At 70.1% G+C, this 25,496-nt stretch carries 23 protein-coding genes and 1 tRNA gene; 9 read left to right on the plus strand and 15 right to left on the minus strand.

Going from position 1 to position 25,496, the window contains the following annotated elements; translation table 11 throughout:
* Positions 1 to 119: 119 nt before the first annotated feature.
* On the minus strand, positions 120 to 3,056 hold the full coding sequence (locus AC1DYG_RS13140; protein WP_477640321.1) for a LamG-like jellyroll fold domain-containing protein: 2,937 nt from the start codon (positions 3,054 to 3,056) through the stop codon (positions 120 to 122).
* Between the two features lie 313 nt (positions 3,057 to 3,369).
* On the opposite strand from AC1DYG_RS13140, the gene AC1DYG_RS13145 reads away from it, so the two are divergent.
* Complete coding sequence (locus tag AC1DYG_RS13145; RefSeq protein WP_477640322.1) at positions 3,370 to 3,816, plus strand: hypothetical protein; 447 nt, start codon at positions 3,370 to 3,372, stop codon at positions 3,814 to 3,816.
* Positions 3,817 to 3,910: 94 nt separating this feature from the next.
* On the opposite strand, the gene AC1DYG_RS13150 is transcribed toward AC1DYG_RS13145, so the two are convergent.
* Both AC1DYG_RS13150 and AC1DYG_RS13155 read right to left on the minus strand, forming a co-directional pair.
* Positions 3,911 to 4,177 carry a PspC domain-containing protein gene (locus AC1DYG_RS13150; protein ID WP_477640323.1) on the minus strand — a complete coding sequence of 89 codons (267 nt, stop codon included), beginning with the start codon at positions 4,175 to 4,177 and terminating at the stop codon, positions 3,911 to 3,913.
* Between the two features lie 300 nt (positions 4,178 to 4,477).
* The gene (locus AC1DYG_RS13155; protein WP_477640324.1) at positions 4,478 to 5,017 is read right to left on the minus strand and encodes a hypothetical protein; all 540 of its coding nucleotides are present in this window, start codon (positions 5,015 to 5,017) and stop codon (positions 4,478 to 4,480) included.
* Positions 5,018 to 5,313: 296 nt separating this feature from the next.
* On the opposite strand from AC1DYG_RS13155, the gene AC1DYG_RS13160 reads away from it, so the two are divergent.
* Complete coding sequence (locus tag AC1DYG_RS13160) at positions 5,314 to 6,102, plus strand: maleylpyruvate isomerase N-terminal domain-containing protein (protein ID WP_477640325.1); 789 nt, start codon at positions 5,314 to 5,316, stop codon at positions 6,100 to 6,102.
* Between the two features lie 39 nt (positions 6,103 to 6,141).
* Here AC1DYG_RS13160 and AC1DYG_RS13165 read toward each other — a convergent pair whose 3' ends face one another.
* From AC1DYG_RS13165 to AC1DYG_RS13180, 4 genes are all read right to left on the minus strand, one after another.
* Entirely contained in the window at positions 6,142 to 6,816 is a 675-nt protein-coding gene (locus tag AC1DYG_RS13165) for a response regulator (RefSeq protein ID WP_477640326.1), read from the minus strand.
* Positions 6,813 to 8,261 (minus strand): sensor histidine kinase, encoded by a 1,449-nt coding sequence (locus tag AC1DYG_RS13170; RefSeq protein ID WP_477640327.1) that lies wholly within the window; start codon positions 8,259 to 8,261, stop codon positions 6,813 to 6,815. Before AC1DYG_RS13170 ends, AC1DYG_RS13165 begins: the two co-directional genes overlap by 4 nt.
* 4 nt (positions 8,262 to 8,265) lie before the next feature.
* Positions 8,266 to 10,284: an APC family permease gene (locus AC1DYG_RS13175; protein WP_477640328.1), complete on the minus strand. Its 2,019-nt coding sequence runs from the start codon at positions 10,282 to 10,284 to the stop codon at positions 8,266 to 8,268.
* 258 nt (positions 10,285 to 10,542) lie between these two features.
* Positions 10,543 to 10,621, minus strand: a tRNA-Gln gene (locus AC1DYG_RS13180).
* Positions 10,622 to 10,798: 177 nt separating this feature from the next.
* Here AC1DYG_RS13180 and AC1DYG_RS13185 point away from each other — a divergent pair.
* Positions 10,799 to 11,788, plus strand: coding sequence for an acyl-CoA desaturase (locus AC1DYG_RS13185; RefSeq protein ID WP_477640329.1), 990 nt, complete (start codon positions 10,799 to 10,801; stop codon positions 11,786 to 11,788).
* A 9-nt stretch (positions 11,789 to 11,797) separates the two neighbouring features.
* On the opposite strand, the gene AC1DYG_RS13190 is transcribed toward AC1DYG_RS13185, so the two are convergent.
* Complete coding sequence (locus AC1DYG_RS13190; RefSeq protein ID WP_477640330.1) at positions 11,798 to 12,598, minus strand: peptidoglycan recognition protein family protein; 801 nt, start codon at positions 12,596 to 12,598, stop codon at positions 11,798 to 11,800.
* Positions 12,599 to 12,681: 83 nt separating this feature from the next.
* Between AC1DYG_RS13190 and AC1DYG_RS13195 the strand changes: the two genes are divergently transcribed.
* Positions 12,682 to 13,281 (plus strand): TetR/AcrR family transcriptional regulator, encoded by a 600-nt coding sequence (locus AC1DYG_RS13195; protein ID WP_477640491.1) that lies wholly within the window; start codon positions 12,682 to 12,684, stop codon positions 13,279 to 13,281.
* A 46-nt stretch (positions 13,282 to 13,327) separates the two neighbouring features.
* Positions 13,328 to 13,981 carry an O-methyltransferase gene (locus AC1DYG_RS13200; RefSeq protein ID WP_477640331.1) on the plus strand — a complete coding sequence of 218 codons (654 nt, stop codon included), beginning with the start codon at positions 13,328 to 13,330 and terminating at the stop codon, positions 13,979 to 13,981.
* A gap of 26 nt (positions 13,982 to 14,007) precedes the next feature.
* Here AC1DYG_RS13200 and AC1DYG_RS13205 read toward each other — a convergent pair whose 3' ends face one another.
* Positions 14,008 to 14,346 carry a VOC family protein gene (locus AC1DYG_RS13205; RefSeq protein ID WP_477640332.1) on the minus strand — a complete coding sequence of 113 codons (339 nt, stop codon included), beginning with the start codon at positions 14,344 to 14,346 and terminating at the stop codon, positions 14,008 to 14,010.
* A gap of 97 nt (positions 14,347 to 14,443) precedes the next feature.
* On the minus strand, positions 14,444 to 15,259 hold the full coding sequence (locus tag AC1DYG_RS13210) for a methyltransferase domain-containing protein (protein WP_477640333.1): 816 nt from the start codon (positions 15,257 to 15,259) through the stop codon (positions 14,444 to 14,446).
* A 75-nt stretch (positions 15,260 to 15,334) separates the two neighbouring features.
* On the opposite strand from AC1DYG_RS13210, the gene AC1DYG_RS13215 reads away from it, so the two are divergent.
* Positions 15,335 to 15,835, plus strand: coding sequence for a MarR family winged helix-turn-helix transcriptional regulator (locus AC1DYG_RS13215; RefSeq protein ID WP_477640334.1), 501 nt, complete (start codon positions 15,335 to 15,337; stop codon positions 15,833 to 15,835).
* Positions 15,836 to 15,840: 5 nt separating this feature from the next.
* Here the strand turns inward: AC1DYG_RS13215 and AC1DYG_RS13220 are convergent, their stop codons facing one another.
* On the minus strand, positions 15,841 to 16,539 hold the full coding sequence (locus AC1DYG_RS13220; protein ID WP_477640335.1) for an alpha/beta hydrolase: 699 nt from the start codon (positions 16,537 to 16,539) through the stop codon (positions 15,841 to 15,843).
* A 121-nt stretch (positions 16,540 to 16,660) separates the two neighbouring features.
* Here AC1DYG_RS13220 and AC1DYG_RS13225 point away from each other — a divergent pair, with 121 nt between their 5' ends.
* A complete protein-coding gene (locus AC1DYG_RS13225) occupies positions 16,661 to 17,221 on the plus strand; it encodes a PadR family transcriptional regulator (RefSeq protein WP_477640336.1) in 561 nt (186 codons plus the stop codon).
* A gap of 44 nt (positions 17,222 to 17,265) precedes the next feature.
* Here AC1DYG_RS13225 and AC1DYG_RS13230 read toward each other — a convergent pair whose 3' ends face one another.
* Together AC1DYG_RS13230 and AC1DYG_RS13235 are read right to left on the minus strand one after the other, a co-directional pair.
* Positions 17,266 to 19,092 (minus strand): ABC-F family ATP-binding cassette domain-containing protein, encoded by a 1,827-nt coding sequence (locus tag AC1DYG_RS13230; RefSeq protein ID WP_477640337.1) that lies wholly within the window; start codon positions 19,090 to 19,092, stop codon positions 17,266 to 17,268.
* Positions 19,093 to 19,099: 7 nt separating this feature from the next.
* Entirely contained in the window at positions 19,100 to 20,035 is a 936-nt protein-coding gene (locus AC1DYG_RS13235; RefSeq protein WP_477640338.1) for a 4-(cytidine 5'-diphospho)-2-C-methyl-D-erythritol kinase, read from the minus strand.
* 110 nt (positions 20,036 to 20,145) lie between these two features.
* Here AC1DYG_RS13235 and AC1DYG_RS13240 point away from each other — a divergent pair, with 110 nt between their 5' ends.
* Together AC1DYG_RS13240 and AC1DYG_RS13245 are read left to right on the plus strand one after the other, a co-directional pair.
* Positions 20,146 to 20,835, plus strand: coding sequence for a response regulator transcription factor (locus AC1DYG_RS13240; protein ID WP_477640339.1), 690 nt, complete (start codon positions 20,146 to 20,148; stop codon positions 20,833 to 20,835).
* On the plus strand, positions 20,832 to 23,327 hold the full coding sequence (locus AC1DYG_RS13245; RefSeq protein ID WP_477640340.1) for a DUF4153 domain-containing protein: 2,496 nt from the start codon (positions 20,832 to 20,834) through the stop codon (positions 23,325 to 23,327). Before AC1DYG_RS13240 ends, AC1DYG_RS13245 begins: the two co-directional genes overlap by 4 nt.
* 119 nt (positions 23,328 to 23,446) lie before the next feature.
* Here the strand turns inward: AC1DYG_RS13245 and rsmA are convergent, their stop codons facing one another.
* Both rsmA and AC1DYG_RS13255 read right to left on the minus strand, forming a co-directional pair.
* Positions 23,447 to 24,277, minus strand: coding sequence for a 16S rRNA (adenine(1518)-N(6)/adenine(1519)-N(6))-dimethyltransferase RsmA (rsmA, locus tag AC1DYG_RS13250; RefSeq protein WP_477640492.1), 831 nt, complete (start codon positions 24,275 to 24,277; stop codon positions 23,447 to 23,449).
* Positions 24,169 to 25,455 (minus strand): ubiquitin-like domain-containing protein, encoded by a 1,287-nt coding sequence (locus AC1DYG_RS13255; RefSeq protein WP_477640341.1) that lies wholly within the window; start codon positions 25,453 to 25,455, stop codon positions 24,169 to 24,171. Before AC1DYG_RS13255 ends, rsmA begins: the two co-directional genes overlap by 109 nt.
* Between the last annotated feature and the right edge of the window lie 41 nt (positions 25,456 to 25,496).

Consider the following 25,496-nt stretch of genomic DNA (forward strand, 5'->3'; position numbering starts at 1 on the left):
GCCTCTTCCCCCCACATCAAGCCGGAGGCCAGCCCGGTCAACCCGGAGGCCAGCCACCGCCGCACCCCGGCCCCTCCCGCGGCTCGGAGTCGCGCCGCGGGAGGTCCGGTACCTCTCGATCAGGGAACCGCCCTGGTCAGGTCGCTGCCGATCTCGGCGGGGGTCAGGGCCCTGTTGTAGATCCGGATGTCGTCCAGCGTGCCGCTGAACCACTCGCTGAAGACCGTGTTGCCGCCGAACCTCAGGGGCTGACCCGACTGGTTCAGCTTGCCCGGGCTGGTGGCGGCCGCCACCTGCGTGCCATTGACGTACAGGCGATGCGTGGTGCCGTCGAAGGTGGTGGCCAGGTGGCTCCACACGCCCACTGGCAGGGCAGCCGGTCCGGCAACGGAGACATCCGACTTGAGCCGCAGGTAGGAGCTGGGGCGACTGGCGGCGTTGCTGGCGTACAGCGAGTACGCGCGTCCCTTCGGCCGCTCCTTGACGACGACCGAGCGCCAGCCCGTCGTGGTCGTCGGGTTGACCCACGCCTCGAGCGTCATGCCGCCGCTCAGAGCAAGGCTCGCGGTGTTCGCCACGTCCACGCGATCGTTGACGCCGTCGAACACCAGGCCCCCGCCGTACCGTCCGGCGGTGGTCCAGGTGGCTCCGTTCACCACACCGTTGTTCCCGAGGCCGGATGAGTCGGCCGCCGTCGGACCACTGCCTGCGTTGAACCCCCACGCACCCACCAGCCCGGTCAGCGGTGGCGCTGAGTTCTGCACCTGCACCGCGACGTTCGCGGCGGTGGCGGTGTTGCCGGCGGTGTCACGGGCGGTCGCCGTGAGGGTGTGCTGCCCGTTGGCAGCCGTCGTGGTGTTCCACACCGTCTCGTACGGAGCCGCGGTGTCGGCAGCGCCCAGGGCAGCGCCGTCGAGGAGGAACTGCACGGACTGCACCCCGACGTTGTCGGTCGCCGTGGCGGCAACGGTCACGGAGCCCGTCAGGGTGGCCCCGGCGGAGGGAGCGGTCACGGCGACGGTCGGCGGCTCGGTCTCCCCGTTGAAGGGCTGGATGCGGACGGCGCTGATCGCGTTGTCGAAGCCGGCAGGCAGGGACGTCGGCGCACCTGGGAGCAGGGTGGTGCAGGTGGTCATGGCGTCATCGGCGCAGACAGTGGCGCTCCAGCCCCGGGCGATGTCGATGGAGCTGGCCTGGTCGTTGCCCACCTGGGCCAGACTCCCGCGAGTGGCGCGCCAGGTGCCGGGCTCGAGCTGCTGCGCGACACCGCTGCCGTTGAGACCGGTGTAGATGATGGCTGCAGGGCTGCCGGTACGGATCCCCGCACCCTGGAAGCTGCCCGCGGCCGGAGCCACTGCGGACAGGATCGGAGCCACGGCGGGCACGCCGTCGGTGTCGACCAGGAACAGCATGTAGTAGCCGGGCGGCGCCTCGGCCGGGTTGATCGGCGCGGCGAGAGTCAGGACGTCGCCCGACACGGTGAACGAGAGCGGCAGGTACCGCTGGCCCTGGTCCTCGGAGTGCGTCGGTGCACCGAGTCGGATCAGGCCGACCTTGGCGACGCGGGCAGCGTCCGGAGAGGTCACCTGGAAGGGCTGGTCCAGGGTGATCTGGGTCGGCGCCGACGCGACCACGGGTCGGGTCGCCAGGGCGCCGCTGCCATCCTTGGCAAACAGGTAGGGCGGCGAGAACACCTCGATGTCCTTGCGCAGGTAGCCCTGCGTCTGGCACGACCCGCAGATCCCGCCACCACCGGTCATCACCCTGCCGTCAGGGAGCAGCATCGCAGTCGAGTGGTACTGACGGACCACCGCAGCGCTTGACAGCGTGCTCCACGAGTCAGTGGCCGGGACGTACCGCTCGGCCGCGTACACGGCGTTGCTGAGGCTGATGAGTCCATCACCGGTGACGGACTGTCCACCGGTGGCCAGAAGCGACCCGTCTGCGAGGATCGTGAGGTTGTGCTGACGACGGCGGTTGGCCATCGGTGCCGCTGCGCGCGTGACCAGCGAGCCACTTCGAACGTCGACGATGACACTGGAGCTGTGGGGGACCGCCACGCTGTTGACGGTGGTCGATCCACCCCCGGAGACCAGAGTCAGGCCGGGTTCGTAATTGGCATAGCTGCCGTAGCTGCGGTCAATGCCGTCGCGCGCGACGGCGGCCTCCATGGACCCTGTGCCGGTCACATCCAATCGACGTATGCCGTTGGCCGTGCCGGACAGCAGCACGCGTCCGTCCTGGCTGCTCTGCAGGAACGGGTACACCCGGCTGGAGGGGTCGGTGATCCCCGACAACGTCCTGATCGACCCGTCCGCGCCCCGTATCTCCGCGAACGTGGGCCCGCCCGCTGCGACCAGCGCCTGTCCGTCCATGAGCGCGGCAACCGAGGGGTACCACCGCTCACCGGCCATGTCGGGACCGCGGGTCCAGGACAGGGTCTCCCAGTCGAAGATGTGGGTCAGGCGGATGCCGTTGAGAGCCTGGTCCTTGTTTCCCCCGGCCACGAAGACGCGCCCATCCGACAGCTGGACGAAGCCGGCGCAGAAGATGTTTGCCCCCTCGACGTCGATGCGGGTCGAGACGCCGGTCGCGGGGTCCCAGACGGCCGCCCGGGTGAAGCTCTGGTCGGCATACGACTCGGTTGCGTTGTCGCCGACGGAGTCCCACATCAGGACCTTGCCGTTCGGGAGGAGCGCCGTGAAGACCGGCACCACCGCTGCGGGGACCACCGGCCCCCACGAGCCGGACACCTCGGGTCCGGCCGCGACCGCTGCGGCCGCTTCGCGCGCGGCGGGACCCGACTTCGGCCGGAGCCCGACCGCCGGGTTGGAACCGCGCTCGAGCTCGTCCATCGAGACGCCCGCGAGGTCGGTGTGCGCGTGTTCCTCACCCGAGTCGGCGGCATGGCTCTGCTCGGTCGACTGGCTGGACGCGCTCGATGCGGCTGCGAACCCGCCTCCTGCGCCACTCGCAAGAGTGGCGACCGCGGCCAACATCATGACGACGGCGACCCGGACCGGTCGGACGAAAGAGCGATGGTTTGCGACTCGCATTGTGTCCCCCTCGGACAGGTCGGACCCATGGAGGTCCGACTAGGACGGTAGTCGTCATTTCCCTTTAACAGCAAGGAAATTCGAGAGATAGGGCCGCGAGAGCACCTAGTTCATATCGATGACGGGGACGGTCGTCCTGCCGTTGGTGGGCGAGGTCTACGACATTCGGGTGAGGCCGGCCGGCTCGACCGAAAACCACTCGAGCGCCTCATGCAATAGACGCAGGTGGGGCTCACACCCGTAGGCGAGGTCCGGTCCTGGGCAGGCCACAACACTGAAGGCCCAAATACCCACAGCAAGGAAGGGAAGGGTAATGAGAACAATCTCCTTCAAATGGCGAGTACCGGCGGTGCTGTTGGCCATCATCACGGCTGTCGGACTGGGCTTCCTGTCCACGTCGACCGCCCAGGCCGTCGACACCAAGGTCGTGCATGTCGGCAACCTTGCCGGCCACGCCGCCGACTGCCCTGACGGGCTGGTGGGCGCCCACTTCGTCATCACCCAGATCGGTTCCGCCGCACCGGCAACCATCACGGTGGTCGCGGGCGGGACGTACACCGTGGCTCGCGACAAGATCACCGGGGGCACGGCCCACTACGTGCTCGCAACCGCAGTGCTGGTCACCGACGCAACAGCGGTCGTCCCCGTGACCTGGTCGGGCAACTTCAACCTGTCCGACTACCGGTGCGCGCCGACCACCACCACATCGACGACTCCGTCGTCGTCGTCCACCACTCCGTCGTCGTCCACGACGACCTAGCCCCACCCTCGACGCGAGATGCCCCCGGGCGAGATGCGCCTGGGGGCATCTCGCGATGCGCGCCCTCCACCCGCTAGGACCCAACCGAGCAGGGTCAGGAAGCGGGAGCTGCAGCGGGGCCGGGGCCCTGGTACGACGGGCGGACTGTCGTGGCCTCGGACGGCATGAGGATCCACAGGATCGGGTAGATGAGGATCTGGCTGCCAGGAATCACCATGAGCAGCAGCACGAAGAGGATTCGCGCCGGCCACGGTGCGATGCCGAAGCGTCGTCCGAGCCCTGAGGCCACACCGCCGAGGACGCGCTCGCCGCGCGGACGGACCAGGCCTTGCTGGGCGAAGCTCGAGTGGATGTCGTTCATGGGTGGAGCACTTCCTTCGGGATGGTGGCCGGGCCTTTCCCGGACACCTCCACTGTGGGCCGTGGCGGCCGTGCCGCCCATCGGGTGCAACCCTGACGCGGCCCCGGTTGTCGGGCCTGGCTCTCGGGGTCGGCGTTCAGCCGAGCTCAGGGTCGGGCCGTCGGACGGCGCACTGGGCCGGCCCTTCCGACCGGACTGGACTCCCTTTGGCCCCCAAACAGGAAGGACCCGACCTGGAGTCGGGTCCTTCCGGATGGTGCTCGGCGCGAGGGTCCGGCGAGTCCGCCGGCGCACCCTTGGTCAGACGGTCGTGGTGGCCACGGTCAGGGTCAGGAGTCGGCGCTGACCGTTCCACACCGCATACAGGCCGCCCTCGCCCACGCCGGTCTGCGTCACGGAGGTGACGGCTCCGAGGCCACTGTTGCCGGGGCAGCCGTCGCCGACGGCGGGCACGGCCTGGCCGCTCCACGTCCCCGCACCGAACCCGGTGAGGTACCAGCCCGTCATGGGTCCCTGCTTGCCGCTGCTGTTGTTGCGGGCATCGCTGCCGATGGTCGCCAAGACGCCCGTCGTCTTGTGGTTCGTGATGACGTGGTGGTTTCCGCTGGGAGTGTCGAACTCGCAGACCACCTCGTACGTGGAGACGCTGTCATAGACGAACGTGACGCCTCCGACGTTGTCCTGCATCGCCTTGTTGTTCCAGCCGTAGGCGCTCTGGACCTCGCCCTTGCCGACCCAGCCCACTCCGGACGCGTCCAGCGTGTAGGCGGACGCCGAGCCCGCAGCGGCCAGCAGGATGCCGGCCCCGAGTGCGGCAACTGCCGCAAGCTTTCTGAACATGATGGTGTGATCCCCTCATTCGCGAGGCGGACCCTGCGTCGCCCCTGCACCGCCGAGCATGGCGTCCGAGGTAATGCAATAGTCAAGAGAAGGTCAAGTCCATGCAAAGTCGGACTGATCGGTTGATGACATTCGTGATCAATGGGACACGCGCAGGCAGCCACTGGCGACGCTCGCCGATCTACGACCTCCGAGGTGCTGAACCCTCATTCGGCGGTGGCCAGCGCGGCTGAGTGCGCCCGCGCCGGTCATTAATTCGCTGTCCCGTGTCCCGAGCAGGGTGATAGACAGCGCGAGTGAAAAACACGGTGGACTTCCCAGACCTGCTCCGGCTCATCGACGAACGATCAGCCGCCTTCTGCGCCGCAGTCTCCTCCGCGCCCAGTCTCGACGTGCAGGTGCCGACCTGCCCCGAGTGGACCCTGTTCGACCTGGTGCAGCACCTGGGCGTAGGGCGCCGGGCCTGGGCGGCCACCGTCGCGGCGGGACCTGGAGCCACTGGCAAGGCCACGGCCGAGGACTCCCCCACTGCCCCGACGGAGCGCGATGCCCTGGTGGCCTGGATGGCTGCGTCGACCGAGCAGCTCGTGAACGCCCTTCGGGAAGCCGGCCCGGACCGCGGTTGCTGGACCTGGTGGGGCGATTCGCAGTCACCGGAGACCTGCGGCGCGGTCGCCCGGCACCAGCTCCAGGAGATCGCGATGCACACCTACGACGCGCAGCTCACCGCGGAGTCCGCGGAGCCGCTCCCGGACGAGGTGGCGCTCGACGGGGCCGAGGAGTTCCTGGTGACCTGCTGCGCCACGACGCTCGCCTGGCCGCACGAGCCCGCCGTCGTCGACTACCACGCCACCGAGGGCCGCTCCTGGCGCCAATGGGTGTCGGCGGACGGCTCACGGATCGCCCGGCTACCCGAGGCCGGCGACGCCGGCGACGATGATGCGCTGGCAGTGGATGCCTCCTGCCGAGGCACCGCCAGTGATCTCGTCCTGATGTTCTACGGCCGCGTTCCGCTGGAGACCCTCGCCCTCGAAGGTGACCGAGGCGTTTTCGACAAGCTCATCGCCTGGGACTTCGACGCCTAGGGCGACCTGCCTCTGAGGCTCCTCGCACGACGGCTTGAGCTAGGGCTCGAACCGGTAGCCGAGTCCGGGTTCGGTGATGAGGTGGCGCGGAGTTGACGGATTCTCCTCCAGCTTGCGCCGCAGCGTCGCCATGTAGACCCGGAGGTAATTGCTCTCGTCGCCGTAGGAGGGACCCCACACCTCCTGCAACAACTGGCGCCCAGGGATGAGCTTTCCGGGCTCGCCCACGAGAACCTCGAGCAGGTGCCACTCGGTCGGCGTGAGGCGCACCTCCTGACCTGCTCGGGTCACGCGCTTGGCCCGCCGGTCGATGATCAAGGCGCCAGCCTCAAGGGTCGGCACGTCCTCCGCTGGGGCAGCTCGTCGCAGGCTGGCGCGCAACCGCGCCAGGAGCTCGTCCATGCCGAACGGTTTGGTGACGTAGTCGTCGGCGCCAGCGTCGAGGGCGTCGACCTTGTCTGCTTGGGCGTCCCTTGCGGACAGCACGATGATGGGCACCTCTGTCCAGCCCCGGAGGCCACTGACCACGTCGACGCCGTCGATGTCGGGCAGCCCGAGGTCGAGGATGACGATGTCGGGCAGGTCGGCTGCTGCCGCGGAGAGAGCTGAGGTCCCGTCGGCGACAGCCCTGACCTCGTAGTGACGGGCGCGCAGGTTGATGGCCAAGGCCCGGCGAAGCCGCAGATCGTCCTCGACGATGAGCACTTTCGTCACGGCGTCGCCGCCGGGAGCAGGATGGTCATGGTCAGGCCGCCGCCGGGGGTCGGTGATGGCCGGACGGTTCCGCCCATGGCCTCTGTGAACCCCCGTGCGATGGCCAGACCGAGCCCTACCCCCCCAGGTGTGCTGTCCCCCAGACGCTGGAAGGGTAGGAACATCTCCTCCCAGTTCGTGGGTTCGGCGCCGGGACCGTGATCGGCCACCCGGATCTCGATGTCGGTGGGGGCCGACGCGGGGCGCGAGACCGCGGTGACGGTGACCTGACGCCCTTCGGGGGTGTAGCGAACGGCGTTGTCCACGAGGTTCGCCAGCACACGCTCGAGCAGTCCGCCATCGGCCATGACAGGGGGCAGTCCGTCGGCGATGGCGAGGGCGACGCGCTGGGTGTCGTGGGCGAGCAGAGCCCGGGAGGCGATCTCCTCGACATCCACTGGATGAGCGTCCACGGACAGTGCGCCTGCCTGGATGCGGCTCATCGCGAGGAGGTTGTCCACGAGCGCGGCGAGCCTGTCCGCGCCGTCCTCGATGGTGGCGAGCAGCTCGTCCTGCTCGCCGGACTCCCATGCCACGTCGGGCTGCCGCAGTCCGGACGCAGCGGTCTTGATTCCCGCCAGCGGGGTCCGAAGGTCGTGGCCCACGGCGGTGAGGAGGGCGGATCGGACCCGGTCGGTCTGCGCGAGCTGTTCAGCTCGAGCAGCCTCCTCGGCGAGCCGCGCGGTCTCCCACGCGCGCCCGGCGGTCCCGGCCAAGGCCTGCAGGAGGACCCGGTCCTCGGCGAACACGGGCCGGCCGTACCCGAGCAGGCTCAACGTGTCGGACGCGGGAATGGACAGCACCGGCGAGCCAGCGGCCGGGGGCCCCACGGCGGCCACGGGCTGCTGCGGGTCTGCGTGGGGGGCCAGGACCACGGTGCTCATGGTGTACAGCTGGCGCACTTGGTCGAGGACTTGCTCCACGCTCACGCCTTGCATCTCGGCCGAGCTCAAGTTCGCAACGAGGTGGGTCTGCATGCGGTTTCGCTCCGCCTTGGCGCGGTTCCTGGCGCCGACCTCGACGGTCACGCTGACGAGCGCTGCCGCCAGCACGAAAACCACGAGGTCGGTCAGCGCACCGGGCTGGCCGACGGTGAACGTGTGGAACGGCGGCGTGAGGAACCAGTTGGCCAGGAGGAAACCGCCGACTGCCCCGAGCAGCCCCGGCAGCATCCCGCCGACGACGGCGACCACCACGACAGCCAGGAGATAGATCAGCAGCACGCTCTCACCAGGCCCCGACGCCCGGAGACTCACCATCACCCAGGTCAGCAGGGGTAGGCCGACAAGGCACAGTCCCAGGCCGGTGAGCTGCCGCCCTCGTGACAGCCCGTTGACCCCCGGGGGCGGCACGGTTGCGGGAGTTGTTTGTCCGTTGGGCTGTGCTCCCAGGGCGGCCCGCTGCATGAGCTCAGCGTGACACACGGGTGGTGTCGGCTGTGGTGGACAGGTCCTCCGAAGCGACCCCCGCCGTCGTGCCTGAGGAGTCGGTGTGCGGACCATCGAGCCTGTCGCCCGGATTGTCAGCGGAGAGCTGCCAAGGCACGGAGGTGACCATGACGCCGGGCTCGAACAGCAGCCGAGCCTTGAGCCGTAGAGCGCTCTGGTTGTGCAGAACGTGTTCCCACCACCGGCTGACCACGTACTCGGGGATGAACACCGACACGACATCGCGGGGATGGTCGCGCAGGAGCTCGCGGACATGCTCGAGGACCGGGCGCGTCATGTCACGGAACGGCGAGTCCAGGACGGTCAGCTCCACCGGGATGTCCCGCTCGATCCACTGGGCTGACAGTCGTTCGGTGGCATCGGTGCTCGTGCGCACGGTCACCGCCCGGAGGCTCGCGGGCCTGGTCGCTCTGGCGAATGCCAACGCGCGCAGCGTGGGAGCGTGCAGCGTCGACACCAGCACGAGCGTGTGGATACGGGCGGGCAGGAGTACCCCACCAGCGGCTGGCCGAAGAGCTTGGGCCACGGTCCGGTAGTGCTTGCGGATGAGGGTCATCAGGGCGATGAGCAGAGGCATGGCCACCACGACGAGCCAGGCACCGTGGGTGAACTTCGTGATGAGCACGATGACCAGCACCAGTCCGGTCACGGCTGCGCCGACCGCGTTGACGACCAGTTTGCGCTTGGTGCTTGCCCTGTCCCGTGCTGCCGGACTGGCGAGCAGCTGCTGCCAGTGCCGCACCATCCCGGCCTGGCTGAGGGTGAAGGAGACGAACACACCGATGATGTACAGCTGGATCAAGCGGGTGGTGTTCGCGTCGAACGCCCACAGCAGTCCGATCGCGAGCAGGGCCAGGATGACGACTCCGTTGGAAAAGACCAGCCGGTCCCCCCGTCGGGCGAACTGTCGCGGCAGGTAGCCGTCCTCTCCGAGAAGGGAGGCGAGGATGGGAAAGCCGTTGAAGGCGGTGTTGGCGGCCAGGACCAGAATGGCTGCAGTAAAGGCCTGTACCGCGTAGAAGCCGATGCTGCTCCCCCCGAAGATGGCACCCGCGATCTGCGCGATGACCGTCTTCTGGGTGTAGCCGTCAGGAGCCCCGATCAGCATGGAGGGGTCGTGCGCGACGTGGACCTTCGCGATGAGGGCCATTGCGGTCAGGCCGACGAACATGACGATGGTCAGGACGCCCATGATCGCCAGGGTGTCGGCGGCGTTGCGGCTCTTGGGTCGTTTGAAGTTGGGCACCCCGTTGCTCACGGCCTCGACCCCGGTCAGCGCGGTGCACCCCGAGGCGAAGGCTCGTAGCGCGAGGGCCAGCACGAGCAACCCTGAGACGTGGTTTTCGGCGTGGATGCCGAGCTGCGCGGACTCGGCGACCGGAGGCGCCCCGGTTGCAGTCCGGTACATCCCGAGGGCGAGCATGACGAAGACTGAGGCGACGAACCCGTAGGTGGGGATGGCGAAGGCGGCTCCGGACTCCTTGATCCCGCGCAGGTTGATCACCGCGAGCAGGGCCACCAGCCCCACCGACAGCGTGAGCGCGTGTGGCGCCAGCGCCGGGACGGCCGAGACGATGTTGGCCACGCCTGCCGCGACCGACACCGCCACCGTCAGGACGTAGTCGACCAGCAGGGCGCTGGCTGCCACGAGCGCGGCGCCGCGCCCCAGGTTGGCCCGGCTGACGGCATACGCTCCACCACCGTCTGGATAGGCGTGACAGGTCTGCCGGTAGGACAGCACGACGACCACGAGCAGGAGCACGACCCCGGCCGCCACGAGCGGTGTGAGGTGCAGCACCGTCAGCCCACCCAGGCTCAGCACGAGCAGAATCTCCTCAGTGGCATACGCGTTGGACGACAACGGGTCACTGCAGAACACCGGAAGCGCCAGCTTCTTCGGCAGCAGGGTGTCGCCCATCTGCGAGCTCAACAGGGGTCGGCCCACCAAGAGCCGCTTGGGGACACGTAGCAGTTCGGTCACAGCCCGACTGAAGCACCGCGGTCACCCGAGGGCTGCGGCTCTTGACGCGTCCTTGACGCGGTCGCAGGAATCTTGATGCTCCCTTAACGCCCCGCCTCGCGCTCGAGAGCTAGTTCGCTCGAGTTGGCGCGGTCGAGCATCGCTCGCTCAGCTTGCTCCCCGGGTAGGAGCCGCGTCCTCGCTCCGCCTCGTACCTCGGCGCCGCGATGCCGCTCCCGAGATTCCTACCCGGGGACAAGCATCGCTTCGCTCAGCTTGCTCCCCGGGTAGGAATCGAACCTACGTCGCTTGTCCTGATTCAAAGTCAGGCGGGCCCTACCAGCAGACCAACCGGGGAACGCCCCCTGCGGGGACCCGCCAAGGGTAGCCAAGCACGCGGCATACCTGGGCATCGCCCGGACCGACGTGCTTGGTGCAGCAGCGCGACACGGTGACAACCTACGTTTCCGTAGGTTACGGTTTCGTAAGTTGATGATGCCTCCGTGGCGACGAACCGAAGGAAGGTTCCCCTGCGATGACGCCCCCGACCACCTCCGCGCAGACCGCGCCCGCTCTCCAGCCGACGCAGGAGCCGACGCAGGCGCCGACGCAGGACCAGACCCCGGCCGTGGCACCCGAGCGGAAGGCGCGCGGCGAACAGGTCGCGCTGGCGCTGTTCATCGGCATCCCGTTCCTCGCGCTGCTCGCAGCGGTGCCCGTCGCCTGGGGCTGGGGCCTCGGCTGGCACGACATCGTGATCGCCGTCGTCATGTATGCCGTCGCGGGGCACGGCATCACCGTGGGCTTCCACCGCTACTTCACGCATGGCTCGTTCAAGGCCAGTCGCGGGCTGAAGGTCGCCCTCGCGATCGCGGGCTCCATGGCCATCCAGGGGCCGGTGGTCCGGTGGGTCGCCGACCATCGCCGCCACCACGCCTTCTCCGACCGGGAAGGCGACCCGCACAGCCCCTGGCGCTACGGCGAGACGATCCCGGCACTGGCCAAGGGCCTGTGGTGGGCACACACCGGCTGGCTGTTCGACGTCGAGCAGACTCCGCGCAGCAAGTACGCCCCCGACCTGATGGCCGACACGGACCTGCAGAAGGTGGACCGGGCCTTCCCGCTGATCGTCGCCGGCTCGATGCTGCTGCCGGCCGTGGTGGGCGGACTCTGGTCGATGAGCTGGCAGGGAGCGCTGACCGCGTTCTTCTGGGCCTCCCTGGTGCGGGTCTCCCTGCTACACCACGTCACCTGGTCGATCAACTCGATCTGCCACACCATCGGCGAGCGTCCGTTCAAGAGCCGCGACAAGTCGGGAAACGTCTGGTGGCTGGCCGTCCTGTCGATGGGCGAGTCCTGGCACAACCTGCACCACGCCGACCCGACCTGCGCCCGCCACGGCGTCGAGAAGGGGCAGGTCGACTCAACGGCGCGGGTCATCTGGGCGTTCGAGAGATTCGGCTGGGCCACCGACGTCCGGTGGCCGGTGGCCAAGCGCATCGACGCCCGACGCCTCGCCGCCTGAGGGCTGTCGTCAGGGCGTCGTCGTCAGGAGCGACCGGAACCGGTCGACCTCCGCCTGCTGCCAGTCGGTGTGGTCGTTGCGCCAGCCCTCGAGGTCGCGAAACCCCTTGGCGTCGTTGGCCATCGCATGCCCGATGACATCGCTGTCAGAGATTGCGAACCGTCGCTGCAGGTCCTCGACGAGGGCGACCCCCGCGGCAACCTGCACCCTGCGACGCAGCACCTGTTGCACCGCCCACCGGGAGTCGTGGCCACTCGACGACTGGACGAACTCGATGCCGATGGCCAGGTGGTTGAGTCCCACCGCGTGCCGACACATCACGGTCGGCGGCACCAGCTCGTGGATGGTCCCGTCCTGGTCGACGACGTAGTGGGCGCAGGTTCCCGGGCGCTCACCGCGGTTGGGCAGGTCCGCCTCGAAGAGCGAGCGAGCCGAGGCATAGGTGTCACTCTCCGTGTAGTGCAGGACGATCGTGGTCGGCGCCAGCCGCCACGTGCGGGTCCCATAGTGGCGCTGGGCGTATGCCGCGGTCTCGGCCTTGCGCGCGGCACCGAAGGTCAGGTGGTCGGCGACCACCCGTGGGGCCGTGGGGATGTCGAGGCCGGGCACGGCCGTGGCCACCGGCGGGACCGGCAGGACCGGCGACGAGGGGGACGCGACAGGCGGGGACGCGACCGGGGTGGGGGCGGACTCGGCACGCCCCAGGAGCCCGTGGTCGAGGGCCACGCCGAGCGGCAGCAACGCGACCACGGCGGCAGCCGACATCGCCCACCGCCGCGCGCCCCCGGCATACCGGGCATTGCCCTTCACGACCACCACGCTACGCAGGCGGCATGATGGACCGTGTGACCGACGCCCACGACAAGATCACCACCTCTGGCTCCCGCGCCCGCATGACCGGCAAGCAGCGCCGCGAGCAGCTCATTCAGGTCGGTCGGAAACTGTTCGCGGACAAGGGATTCGAGGGCACGACGGTCGAGGAGATCGCCGCGAAGGCCAGCGTGTCCAAGCCGGTCGTCTACGAGCACTTCGGCGGCAAGGAGGGGCTCTACGCCGTCGTCGTCGACCGCGAGATCGCGGCACTGCTCGGGGGCATCACCGGCGCGCTGAGCGCCGAGCTCAACAGCCGCGAGACCCTCGAGCGCGCCGCGGGCGCCCTCCTGGACTACATCGAGAGCAACACCGACGGCTTCCGGATCCTGGTGCGGGACAGCCCCGCCGGACAGTCGACGGGGTCGTTCGCCAGCCTCATCTCGGACGTCGCGAGCCAGGTCGAGCACATCCTTGCCGCCGAGTTCAAGCGCCGCAGACTCGACCCCAAGACGGCTCCCCTGTATGCCCAGATGCTCGTCGGCATGGTCGCCCTCACGGGCCAGTGGTGGCTGGACTCGCGCAAGATGAAGAAGGCCGATGTCGCGGCTCATCTGGTCAACCTCGCCTGGAACGGCCTCGCAGGTCTCGAAAAGAAGCCGTCGCTGCTCACCGCGGACTGACCGCGCTGCCTGACCTGGGCGGACTCGCCGGACTAGCCTGACCGGCATGCGCTCGTTCCTGGTCACAGACGCCGTTCGCGACTATGCCGCCGCGCACAGCTCGTGGCGGCCCGACCCCGTGGTGCGCCGACTTCAGGAGCGGACCCAAGCCCTCGGCAGCCCCGCCGGCATGCAGGTCGGCGACGACCAGGGCCAGCTCCTGACCATGCTCGCCCGTCTCGTCGGAGCGCGGTCGGCCGTCGAGGTCGGGACGTTCACGGGCTACTCGAGCCTCTGCATCGCCCGCGGACTGGCCGACGGGGGCACCCTGGTCTGCTGCGACATCAGCGAGGAGTGGACCGCGATCGGCAGACAGGCCTGGCAGGAGGCCGGCGTCGCGGATCGCATCGACCTGCGGATCGCGCCAGCGCTCGACACCCTGCGCGCCCTGCCCGCGGCAGCGACCGTCGACCTGGTCTTCATCGACGCCGACAAGGGCGGCTACGTGGACTACTGGAACGAGCTGGTGCCCCGGGTCCGGCCGGGCGGACTGTTGCTGGCCGACAACGTGCTGTGGAGTGGTGAGGTGGCCGACGACACCGCCTCCGGCGACAACCTCGACGCGCTGCGCGCCTTCAACGACCTGGTGGTCGAGGACGACCGGGTCGAGACGGTCGTGCTCACCGCCTTCGATGGGCTGACCATCGCCCGCAAGCTCTGACCGGTCCCAGTGAGCGGGTACTGGTGTCAGGACTCGACGCAGAACTCGTTGCCCTCAGGATCAGCCATGACCACGAGGTCGCCGTCCCCGCCGATCACCGAGCCGCCCAGAGCCACCAGTCGTTCGACCTCGGCACTGACTGACCCCATGGCGCGGAGGTCGAAGTGCTGACGGTTCTTCGCGGTCTTGCCTTCAGGGACGCGCTGAAACCACAGGTTGGGACCACCCCACCCCGCCGGCTCCACCCACGCACGGTCGTCAGAACTGTCTTCGTCGACATTGGACCCGAGGGCTGCGGCCCAGAACGCTGCAAGCCGGAGCGCGCTGGAACAATCGAAGGTCACGGATTTCACGTAAGAGGCCATACACCACCGTAGGTCGCATCATGCAGATGCGGAGGCCACTGCACGGGACGAGTGCGGTCAGGGCAGGCGATCTGGACGTGATGGAGGCCGACGACAGTCACCGGACTGAGCCTGCGGGTCGGTGGGCCACGACGAAGATGCGCCGGAACGGGAAGATCACGCCTATCGGCGTCCGGGGGTATGCCGCGCGGAGCCGCGCGTCGTAGTCGGCCAGGAAGGCGTCGCGCTCGTCCTCGTCGGCCAGGGCTTCGAGGACCGGTCTGAGCCCCGTGCCTCGCACCCATTCGAGCACCGGATTGGCCTGCTGCGCTTGGGGATCGAGGATGTGCTGGTAGGTCGTCTCCCACCCATCGACCTCGAGTCCGACACTCCCGAGAAGTTCGACGTAGACCGCAGGATCCTCGACGGCCAGGCGCTCGAGGGCTGGTCGCAGACGGTCTGCCGCGGGATGGTCCTGCGCCACCTCGCGCATGAGGGCGTGGGATGGCGCTTCGAGGTTGCCCGGCACCTGCATGGCGAGCCATCCGTCGGGCGCCAGGGCCGATGCCCAGCGCGTCAGGAGCTGCACGTGGCCAGGCACCCACTGAAGGGTGGCGTTCGTGACGATGACGTCTGGAGCTGCGCCCAAACTGGTCGGATCCCATTGGGCCACATCGGATTCCACCCACTCGACACGACCATCGCGATCCGAGGACCGGGCGGCCTCGAGCATCGGCGGCGAGTGGTCCACCCCCACGATCCGCGCGGCTGGCCAGCGCTCGGCGAGCGAGAGCGTCAGGGGGCCGTTGCCGCAGCCGAGGTCGACGACCAGGCGCGGAGCGCTCGCACCCACTCGCGCCATCAGGTCGCCGAACGGCCGGGACCGGTGGTCGGAGAACTTGGCGTACTGCTGGGGATCCCACGTGGTGCTCATGACGGCAGCCTCCCGACGACCTCTGGAGTGGTTATCTTGATATCAAGATACTTGACGGAAGGTACAGTTGTCACCATGTCGACTCCCCCGCCCGACGACGTCGACCGCATCGTCGAGGCGTGGCGGCGCGAGCGGCCAGACCTCGACGTGGCGCCGCTGCAGATCCTGTCCCGCGTCTCCCGGCTGGCCCGCCGGCTCGACCTCGACCGGGTCCAGGCCTTCGCCCGGCACCAGCTCGAGGGGTGGGAGTTCGACGTGCTCTCGGCCCTGCGCCGGGCCGGCGACCCCTATCAGCTGTCGCCGGGCCAGCTCATCCGACAGACCCTCGTCACGAGCGGCACGATGACCAACCGCGTCGACCGGCTCGAGCGCCGAGGCCTGGTCGGTCGCAGCCCTGACCCGTCCGACCGCCGCGGCGTCATCGTGCGCCTCACGCCCACGGGCCAGCGCACCGTCGACGACGCCATGGCCGACCTGCTCGACCGCGAGCGCGACCTCCTCGCGGAGCTCTCCTCCGGCGACCGCGACGAGCTCGCGGCGATGCTCCGACGGCTGCTGTCACCCTTCGAGACCTGAGCTCCTCACCCGTCGTACCTGCCCTGCACCCACCGCAGGACCGTCGTCGCCAACGGCGTCCACTCGGGCGCGGCATCGGTGCCGTCGTTGAGCAGGCCCCAGCCGTGGCCGTCACCGGGCTTGATGAAGCGCTTGACCTGGGCGGGCCCGGTCCCGACGGCCGCCTCGAGCTTGGTCGGTTGCATCTGCGTGTCGTTGGGGGCCATGGCGACCAGCAGCGGCACGCTGACTCCTATCGCTGCGACCTCTGCGGAGGCCAGCCCGGGATACGAGAAGGGGCCCGAAAGGTCGACGATCGCGTCCGCGCCCGCTTGCTGGCCGACCGCGAGCGCAGTCGCCCCGCCGAGCGAGGCACCGACGACCGTCACCGACCTGGCGCCGCGCTGACGCGCCTCGTCGACGGCCAGCCGGACCTGGGCCATCGGGTCCGCGGCCAGCTCTGGGCGGCACCTCGACCGGCCCCATCCACAGAGGTCGAGCAGCACCGCACTGACCCCCCGGTCCGCTGCCCACGCGGCATACGCGACCCAACCGCAGAAGCCGCTGGGGCTGGTTTGGTGCAGGAACACGGCGGCACGCTCACCGTCGCCCTCGACAGCGCCGCTCATCACGCTACCGTCCGCGGCGGTCAGCTCGATGAGCTCGCCGCCTTCGTGGGGGACCTTGCAGCGGTCCTCGATCGAGGTCGGGGTGACGATCGGCAAGGGGGTCGGCGTGCGGGTGGGTGTCGAAGCGGGCCCGTCCGAGCCGCCCCCACCACAACCCGCCAGCACCACGATGGCCACCATCCCCGCCCAGGTCCGCCGCATATGTCAACATTGACATATGCGGAGTGCTCGGTCCACCCCCTCCAACCTCGGCTGCGCGATCTTGGGCCTGCTGGCCCGCTCGCCACTCACGGGCTATGACCTGGCGCGTCGCATGGAGCGCCCCGTGGGCTACTTCTGGACCGCCGGCCACAGCCAGATCTACCCCGAACTCGCCCGCCTCGAGGCAGCCCACCTGGTCGAGCACGAGGTGGTCGACGGAGCCGGCCCGCTGCCCACCAAGCGGTATGCCGTGACCCACGCCGGCCTCGAGGCGCTGAGGCACTGGGTGGCCGGCGAGCTGGAGCCCCAGCCCGTCCGGGACCTCGAGACGCTGCGGCTCTGGTCGATCTGGGCCGTCGACGCAGACCGGGCGCGGAGCCTGGTGGCCCAGTCCCGTGCCCGGCACGCGGCCGCACTGGGTGCCTACGAGTCCGAGCTCGCCGGGCTGGAAGGCCAGCCCGACGCGCGCGACCGCAGCCATCCCTTGTTCGCCAGCCGACTCACCCTTGAGGGCGGCGTTCGGACCAGGCGCGCGGCCCTGGAGTGGTGTGACTGGATGGCCGAAGAGCTGGCCTGACCGGCCGCCATGCCGAGCTCGGGGCCCTACGCCCGGGCGTCGACTCAGCCGACGATCTCCGCCGCGGCCAGCCACTCGAGCTCGAGCGTCTCGCGCTCGTCGACGATCGCGCGCAGCTGGCCGTTGAGGGTGAGCACCTTGGCGTGGTCGGTGGCCGACTGTGCCATCTCGGCGTGGATCCGTTCTTCGCGCTCACCGAGGCGGGCCAGCTGCTTCTCCACCCGCGCCATGTCCTTGCGGGCCTCCCGCAGGTCGGCCGGCGAACGCATCGTCTGGGGCGCACTCGAGGACGGCGAGGCCGTGGCGGGAGGCGAGGTCGGCGCGGCGGCGGGGAGCGTCGGCGCGGCGGCGGCCCGTCGCAGCTCGAGGTACTGCTCGACGCCGCCGGGGAGCTCGCGGATCCGGCCGTCGCCGAGCAGCGCGATCTGCTTGTCGCAGGCACGTTCAAGCAGGTAGCGGTCGTGCGACACGACGAGCAGCGTGCCCGCCCACCCGTCGAGGACGTCCTCCAGGGAGGTCAGCGTCTCGATGTCGAGGTCGTTCGTCGGTTCGTCGAGCAGCAGGACGTTCGGCTCGTCCATCAGCAGCCGGGTCAGCTGGAGCCGACGGCGCTCGCCACCGGACAGGTCCGAGACCCGCGTCTGCTGCCGACCACCCGTGAAGCCGAGCCGCTGCGCGAGCTGCGACGCGCTGACCTCCTTGCGGCCCAGACGGATGTACTTGCGGACGTCCTCGATCGCCTCGATGACGCGCCAGTCGGCATACCGCTCGAGCTCGCGCACCTCCTGGGTGAGATAGGCGAGGCGGACGGTCACCCCCTCCTTGCGCTTGCCCGAGGACAACGCGATCTGGCCGGCGATGGCGCGCAGCAACGTCGACTTGCCGGACCCGTTGACCCCGACGATGCCGACCCGCTCGCCGGGCGCGAGGTGCCAGGTGACCCGGTCGAGGAGCAGCCGGTCACCGAGGCTCACCGACGCGTCCACCAGGTCGACGACGTCCTTGCCCAGCCGGGTCGTGGCGAACCGCATCAGCTCGACGTCGTCGCGCGCGGGTGGTTCGTCGGCGATGAGGGAGTTGGCCGCGTCGATGCGGAACTTCGGTTTGGTGGTGCGCGCCGGCGGACCGCGGCGAAGCCAGGCGAGCTCCTTGCGGAGCAGGTTGTCGCGCCGCTCGGCGGTCACCGCCGCCATCCGCTCTCGTTCGGCCTTCGCCAGGACGTAGGCCGCGTAGCCGCCGTCGAAGGCGTTGACCTTGCCCTCCACGACCTCCCAGGTGGTGGTGGCGATCTCGTCGAGGAACCACCGGTCGTGGGTGATCGCCACGACTGCGTTGTCCGGGCGGGCGCGGTGCCGCACCAGGTGTTCGGCGAGCCAGGCCACACCCTCGACGTCGAGGTGGTTGGTCGGCTCGTCGAGGAACAGCACGGTCGGGTCCTGCACCAGCAGCGCAGCCAGCGCGAGGCGCCGGCGCTCCCCACCGGACAAGGGCCCCACGAGCGCGTCGAAACCACCGACTGCTTCGGCGCCGATCCCGCCGAGCAGCCCCGTGAGGACGTCGCGGATGCGCGGGTCACCGGCCCACACGTGCTCCGCCAGGTCGCCGAGGACCGCTTCGTGGACGGTGTGACCGGGGTCGAGGACGTCGTCCTGGGCGAGCACTCCGACCCGCGACACCCCTGCGTGGGTCACCCGTCCCGAGTCCACCTCGAGGTGGCCGGCGAGGACGCGCAGCAGGGTGGTCTTGCCCCCACCGTTGCGCCCGACCACGCCGATCCGGTCGCCGCCGAGCACCCCGAGAGAGACCTCGTCGAGCACGTGGGCGGTGCCGAGGGCGAGGGAGGCGCGCTCGACGCTGATCAGGTTGGCCATCTGCTGCTCAGCCCGGCCGTGGAGCGCTGATGACGTGGGCTCCGTGCGCCGGACCGGTCGCACGGCGGACGTCCTGGACCGCACCCGAGGCCGTCAGGGAGACCGCGAGGTCGAGGGCGGCCTCGTTGGACTCGGCGATGAAGGCGACCGTCGGGCCTGACCCGGAGACGACGCCTCCGAGCGCACCGAACTCCAGCCCCGCGTCGAGCACGTCACCCAGGGCCGGCCGGAGCGAGATCGCTGCTGCCTGGAGGTCGTTCGACAGGGCGGCACCCAGCGCGCGGGCATCGCCCGAACGCAGCGCCGTCATCATCTCGGCGCTCGGCGAGGGGTCGGGCACGGTGCGGTCGCCCCTCAGACGGTCGCACTCGGCATACACGGCCGGGGTCGAGAGGCCGTCCTCGCTGAGGGCGAAGACCCAGTGGTAGCTGCCGCGGGCCAACACCGGCGCCAGCCGCTCGCCGCGCCCCGAACCCATCGCGGTGCCCCCGCCGAGCAGGAAGGGCACGTCGCTGCCCAACCCCGCGGCGATCTCCTCGAGCTCGGGGCGGGACAGGCCGGTCCCCCACAGCAGGTCGCAGGCGACCAACGTCGCCGCTGCATCCGCCGAGCCGCCGGCCATGCCACCCGCCACGGGGATGTCCTTGCGGATGGTGATGTGCACGGGTTCGTCGATGCCTGCCACCTCGGCCAGCCGCTGGGCGGCGCGGGCGGCGAGGTTGGTGCCGTCGACGGGCACTCCGAAGGACTGCGGCCCGGACACGGCCAGCCCCCACCGGGGGGCGCTCATCACGGTCACCTCGTCGAACAGGTTGACCGCGTGGAAGATCGTGGACAGCGGGTGGTACCCGTCCTCGCGCGGCGGGCCGACGAGCAGCTCGAGGTTGACCTTTGCCGGGACGCGCACCGTCACCGAGGACGGCGGCAGGGCGGCTGAGGTCATGGCCGCCACCCTAACGGGGTGACTGGGTCCGGCGCGGACCAGCACATCTGCACAGAACCTTCACACCATCTACCCCTCCCCCACCGGGTCACTCTCCTAGTCTCGAGAAGGTGAGCACCAAGCCCCGCGTCCTCGTCGTCGAGGACGAACCCACCATCGCCGACGCGATCGCCGCGCGCCTGACCGCCGAGGGTTTCGCCGTCGAGCAGGTGCACGACGGCCTCGTCGCCCTGGACCGCGCCGCGGCCTGGGACCCGGAGGTCGTGGTGCTCGACGTGATGCTCCCCGGCCTCGACGGCCACGAGGTATGCCGGCGGCTCCAGGCCGCCCGGCCGGTGCCTGTGCTGATGCTCACCGCGCGGGACGACGAGACCGACCTGTTGGTCGGTCTGGGGATCGGGGCCGACGACTACATGACCAAGCCGTTCTCGATGCGTGAGCTGGTGGCGCGGATCCGGGCGCTGTTGCGACGGGTGGAGCGGGCCGCAGCGGCGAGGGAGTCCCCGGCCCCCACGGTGCGGGTCAACGGGTTGCGCATCGACGGCGCCCAGCGGCGGGTGTGGTCCCGGGAGGACGAGGTGCACCTCACGCCGACGGAGTTCGACCTGCTGGCCTGCCTCGCCGCCCGACCTGGCACGGTCCTCACCCGTGAGGCCCTGCTGGCCGAGGTGTGGGGTTGGGCGGACGCATCGGGCACCCGCACGGTCGACAGCCACGTGAAGTCGTTGCGCCGCAAGCTCGGGGCCGACCTCCTGCGCACTGTCCACGGTGTCGGCTATGCGCTGGAGGTGGGCGCGTGAAGTACGACCTGCGCCCACTCGACACTGTCCGCTCCATCAAGGTGAAGCTGGGCCTGCTCGTGGCGGCCACCATCACCGTCGCGTCGGTGCTCGCCGTGGTGGGCACCCGCGCGGGCCTCTCGCCGTGGGCCACGGTGCCGGTCGCGGTCCTGGCGGCACTCGGGATCACCCAGCTCCTGGCACGAGGGATGACCTCGCCGCTGCGCGAGATGACGCACGCGGCCCAGCAGATGGCGCAGGGAGACTACTCCCAGCGCGTGCGCGCCACGTCCGGCGACGAGGTGGGCGAGCTGGCCCGGGCCTTCAACCGGATGTCGGCCACCCTCGAGATGGTCGACCGGCACCGGCGCGACCTCGTCGCCAACGTCTCGCACGAGCTGCGCACACCGATCTCGGCACTGCAGGCGGTGCTGGAGAACCTCGTCGACGGCGTGTCCCAGCCCAGCCCCGAGGAGCTGCGTCGGGCCCTTGCCCAGACCGAGCGTCTGGGCCGCCTGGTGAACGACCTGCTCGACCTCTCGCGGGTGGAGGAAGGCGTGACGCCGTTGCGGTTCAAGGACGTGCGGCTCGCCGACCTGCTCGAGGAGGCTGTCGCCCAGGCGCGCGTGGACGGACTGCGCTACGCGGTGGTGGTCCGGCCGGAGTCCCTCACTGTCCCCGCGGACCCCGACCGGGTGCACCAGCTGCTCGCCAACCTCCTCGACAACGCGTCCCGCCACAGTCCGGCGGGGGGCCTGGTCCGGGTGAGCGCCGAGGTGGCCGACGGCGACGTACTGGTTGCCGTCGCGGACGACGGGCCCGGGATCGCCGCGTCCGACCGGCGCGCGGTGTTCGAGCGGTTCACGACCAGTGCCGCCCAGAACAGCGGCACCGGTCTCGGCCTCGCCATCTCCCGCTGGGTCGCCCAGCTGCACGGCGGGACCATCGCCGTCGCCGACAGCGACCACGGCTGCCGCATCGAGGTGACCCTGCCCGCGGACGTGACCCGTCCGATCACGACGAAGGAGCCCATCATGAGCACACTCACCCCACCGGCCCCTGCACCGAACCCCCCGTCCGCGCCGCCGCACGAGGGCCTCGCGTCCTACTGGCCCGACGCCCCCCGGCGGGGACCCGGCATCGTGGCTGGCGCCGTGGCTGCCGGGGTCCTGGCTGCCATCGTGGTGCCCGACCGCAACCTCGGCATCGGCACCACCCTCGTCTTCGGCGCTGTCGCCGCCACGGCGCTCGGGGCGCGCGCCCTGCACCCCGGGGCTCGTCGGTGGGGCAGGCTCGACAACCTCGACGCGGCCCTCGTGGCCCTGCTGGTGGCGACCCTGTTCGTCAGGGATGCCGCGTGGATCACCATCCTGTGCCTGCTGGCCGGGTTGGCGCTGGTGGCCGTGAACTCGACGCGGGCGTCCTCGGTCCTGGCCCTGCTGGGCACCGCTGCGGCCGTTCCCCTTGCCTCCATCCGCGGCCTGCCATGGTTGGGCCGCACGCTGAAGCCCCGGACCAGCGTGCAGGCCTGGATCCCCGCAGCCCGCGCCACCATCGTCTCGGTGGTCCTGCTGCTCGTCTTCGGTGCCCTGTTCGCCTCGGCTGACGCCTTGTTCGCGTCCTGGGTCGACGCCATCACGCCCGACATCACCTGGAACGACCTGCCCGCCCGCATCGTCCTGGCGGTGTTCATCGCGGCCGGCACCCTCGCCGCGGCATACGTGAGCCTTGCTCCCCCAGCCGTCGACCGGCTGCGGCTGCCCCTGCGACCCAGCCGCCGGCAGTTCGAGTGGCTCGCGCCGGTGATGGCCGTCAACGCCGTCTTCGCCCTCTTCCTGGTCGCGCAGGCGACGGCCATGTTCGGTGGCCACGACTACCTCCAGCGGACCACCGGACTGACCTACGCCGACTACGTCCACGAAGGCTTCGGCCAGCTGACCGTGGCCACGATCCTCACCCTCACGGTCGTCGGCTGGGCTGCGCGCAAGGCCATCCCTGGACGCGTCCGCGACCTGGCGCTCGGCGTGCTCTGCGTGATGACGATCGTCGTGGTGGTGTCGGCGCTCTACCGGATGCACCTCTACGAAGAGGCCTACGGCTTCACCCGGCTCCGGCTGCTCGTCTCGGTCTTCGAGGGCTGGCTCGGCGTCGTGGTCTTGCTGGTGATGGCGTCGGGACTGGTCGGGGCACGTGGCTGGCTGGTGCCGCTGGCCGTGCGGTTCGGAGCGGTGGGCCTGCTCGGGCTCGCCGTGCTCAACCCGGACCTCTACATCGCCGAGCACAACCTCTCCCGCACCCACGCGAAGTCGCCGATCGACTACGCCTACCTGGCCGAGCTCTCGACCGATGCCGCGCCGGCGCTGATCGACCTGCGGGCCCCCTTCGCCAGCTGCGATCCGGGAGGAGACCTGAAGACGGACGACTGGTTGTCGTGGAACATCTCGCGGTCCAAGGCCCGCGCGCTGCTGGCCACGCACCCCAGCCCCGGGATCGCCGGCTGCCTCCTGCGCTGAGCCGGTCGCCGGACCTGGTCGGACGCCCTGCTCAGCAGAGGTTGGCTCTCTCAGCACATGTTGCAACCTCTGCTGAGAGAGCCAAGTTCTGCTAGCAGACGTTAGGGCGCCGGGAGGGCTTAGGGCGCGGGGAGGGCGGAGCGGGCGGCGGCGATCGCTGCGAACTCGTCGATCCCGAGCTGCTCTCCCCTGGTCCGGTGGTCGATGCCGGCCGCGCGCAGGCACTCCTCCGCACGGGGCGCCGAGCCGGCCCACCCCGCCAGTGCGGCCCGCAGGGTCTTGCGGCGCTGGGCGAACGCCGCGTCGATGCAGGTGAAGGTGTCGCGCTTGGTGGCGGTGGTGGTCGGGGCGGGCCGGCGCTCGAGCGCCACGAGACCGGAGTCGACGTTCGGCACCGGCCAGAAGACGCTGCGGGGCACCGTCCCCGCCAGCCGCACCGCGGCATACCAGGAGGCTTTGACACTCGGGACGCCGTAGGCCTTGGAGCCCGGTGTGGCGGCGAGCCGTTCGGCCACCTCGAGCTGCACCATCACGAGCACCCGCTCGAGGGTCGGGAAGGCTTCGAGGAAGTTCAGGACGACGGGCACCGAGACGTTGTAGGGCAGGTTGGCGACGAGGGCCGTGGGTTGGGGGTCGGGCAGCTCACGCACCTGCATCGCGTCCGCCTGCACCAGCGTCAGCCGGTCGGCGTATGCCGGTGCGAGCCGGCTCACGGTGCCCGGCAGCGCCCGGGCGAGGTTCGGGTCCACCTCGACGGCGGTGACGTGTCCGACCTCGGGGAGCAGCGCGAGGGTGAGCGAACCGAGGCCCGGGCCCACCTCGACCACGGAGTCGGCCGCGGTCACCCCGGCCAGCCGCACGATCCGCTTGACGGTGTTGGCGTCGATGACGAAGTTCTGGCCCCACTGCTTGGTCGGGCGCAGACCCAGCTCGGCGGCGATCTCCCGGATCTGGGCGGCTCCGAGGAACCCGCTCTGCTCGACCATGGCGCCGACTCTAGGCGACCGCCCCCTGCCGCACCTTTATCGGGTCTAGGGACAAAGTTGCGCTCCACCCGACAACGGAAGTCGGGTGGAGAGTCGCCACCACCAGCACCGAGCCAGGTGCGGATGTCGAACTGCAGGCCGCCGTAGTAGCCGTTGCCGGTGTTGATCGACCAGTTGCCGCCGGACTCACACTGGGCGATGCGGTCCCACATGGCCGCGTTGGACAGGTTGATGCCCGCGCCGGAGGTGTTGCCCGCGCTGGGAGCAGGCGTGCTCGCCCGCACCTTGGTGCCCACGGCGACCAGGGCCGCGACGGGCGCCTGGGTGATCTGAGTGGCGATGGCCTTCTTGCTCTCGACCTTGCCGTCGACCTTGACGATCTTGTAGGTGACGATCTTGGCGCCAGCGGAGCCGGCCTTGAGCGTCTTGGTCTGACCCTGGTAGAGCGTGGAGTCACTCTTCCTGGTGACAGGGGGCGCGACGGCCTCGGTCGCCTTGACCTGAGTCGCCGAGACGCGCAGGACGGCGATCTTGAGACCAGCGGTGACGGCCGTGGTGGGGGCCGGGTTCACGCGGTCATCCGCGTCCTTGGTGATGTTGAGCTCGGAGAGCACGTCGGCGACGGTGGCGCCGGTGCTGGTGACCGTGCGGTTCTGGCCGTCAGCGCGGACGACGACGTCCTTGGGCGTGGTGACGGACAGGGCCAGGCCCTGACGGCCGAGCGACATCGAGCGGGAGGCCGACAGCTTGGCCGAGTCGGCACGGATGCCGAGCTCCTGCAGCGCGGCAGCCACGGTGGTGGCGGTGGTCCAGTAGTCCTGCGTGCGACCGTCGATGGTGACGGTCAGCTTGCGGCCGTACCGGACGACGATCTTCTGGCCGTCGGCGAGCTGGGTGCCGGGCGCCGGGACGACCACGTCGTGCTCACGAATCGCGATGTCCTGCTTCTTGAGGACGTCACCGACGGTGCTGCCGAAGGCGTGCACGGTCGAGGCCTTGCCGTCCACCGAGAGGGTGACGGCCTTGTCAAAGTGCGAGACGCCGACGGCGCCAGCGATGAGGCTGGTCACGACCGCGGCTTGGGCGATGCGACGAACGGGACGGGTGATCACGATGCTCCAGAGTTCGTACTCCCCGGGCATCGGTTCGGCGTCGCGTCCCGCCCTCCAGGTGCAAGGGCAAA

The organism is Pedococcus sp. P1_H8, assembly GCF_056405175.1.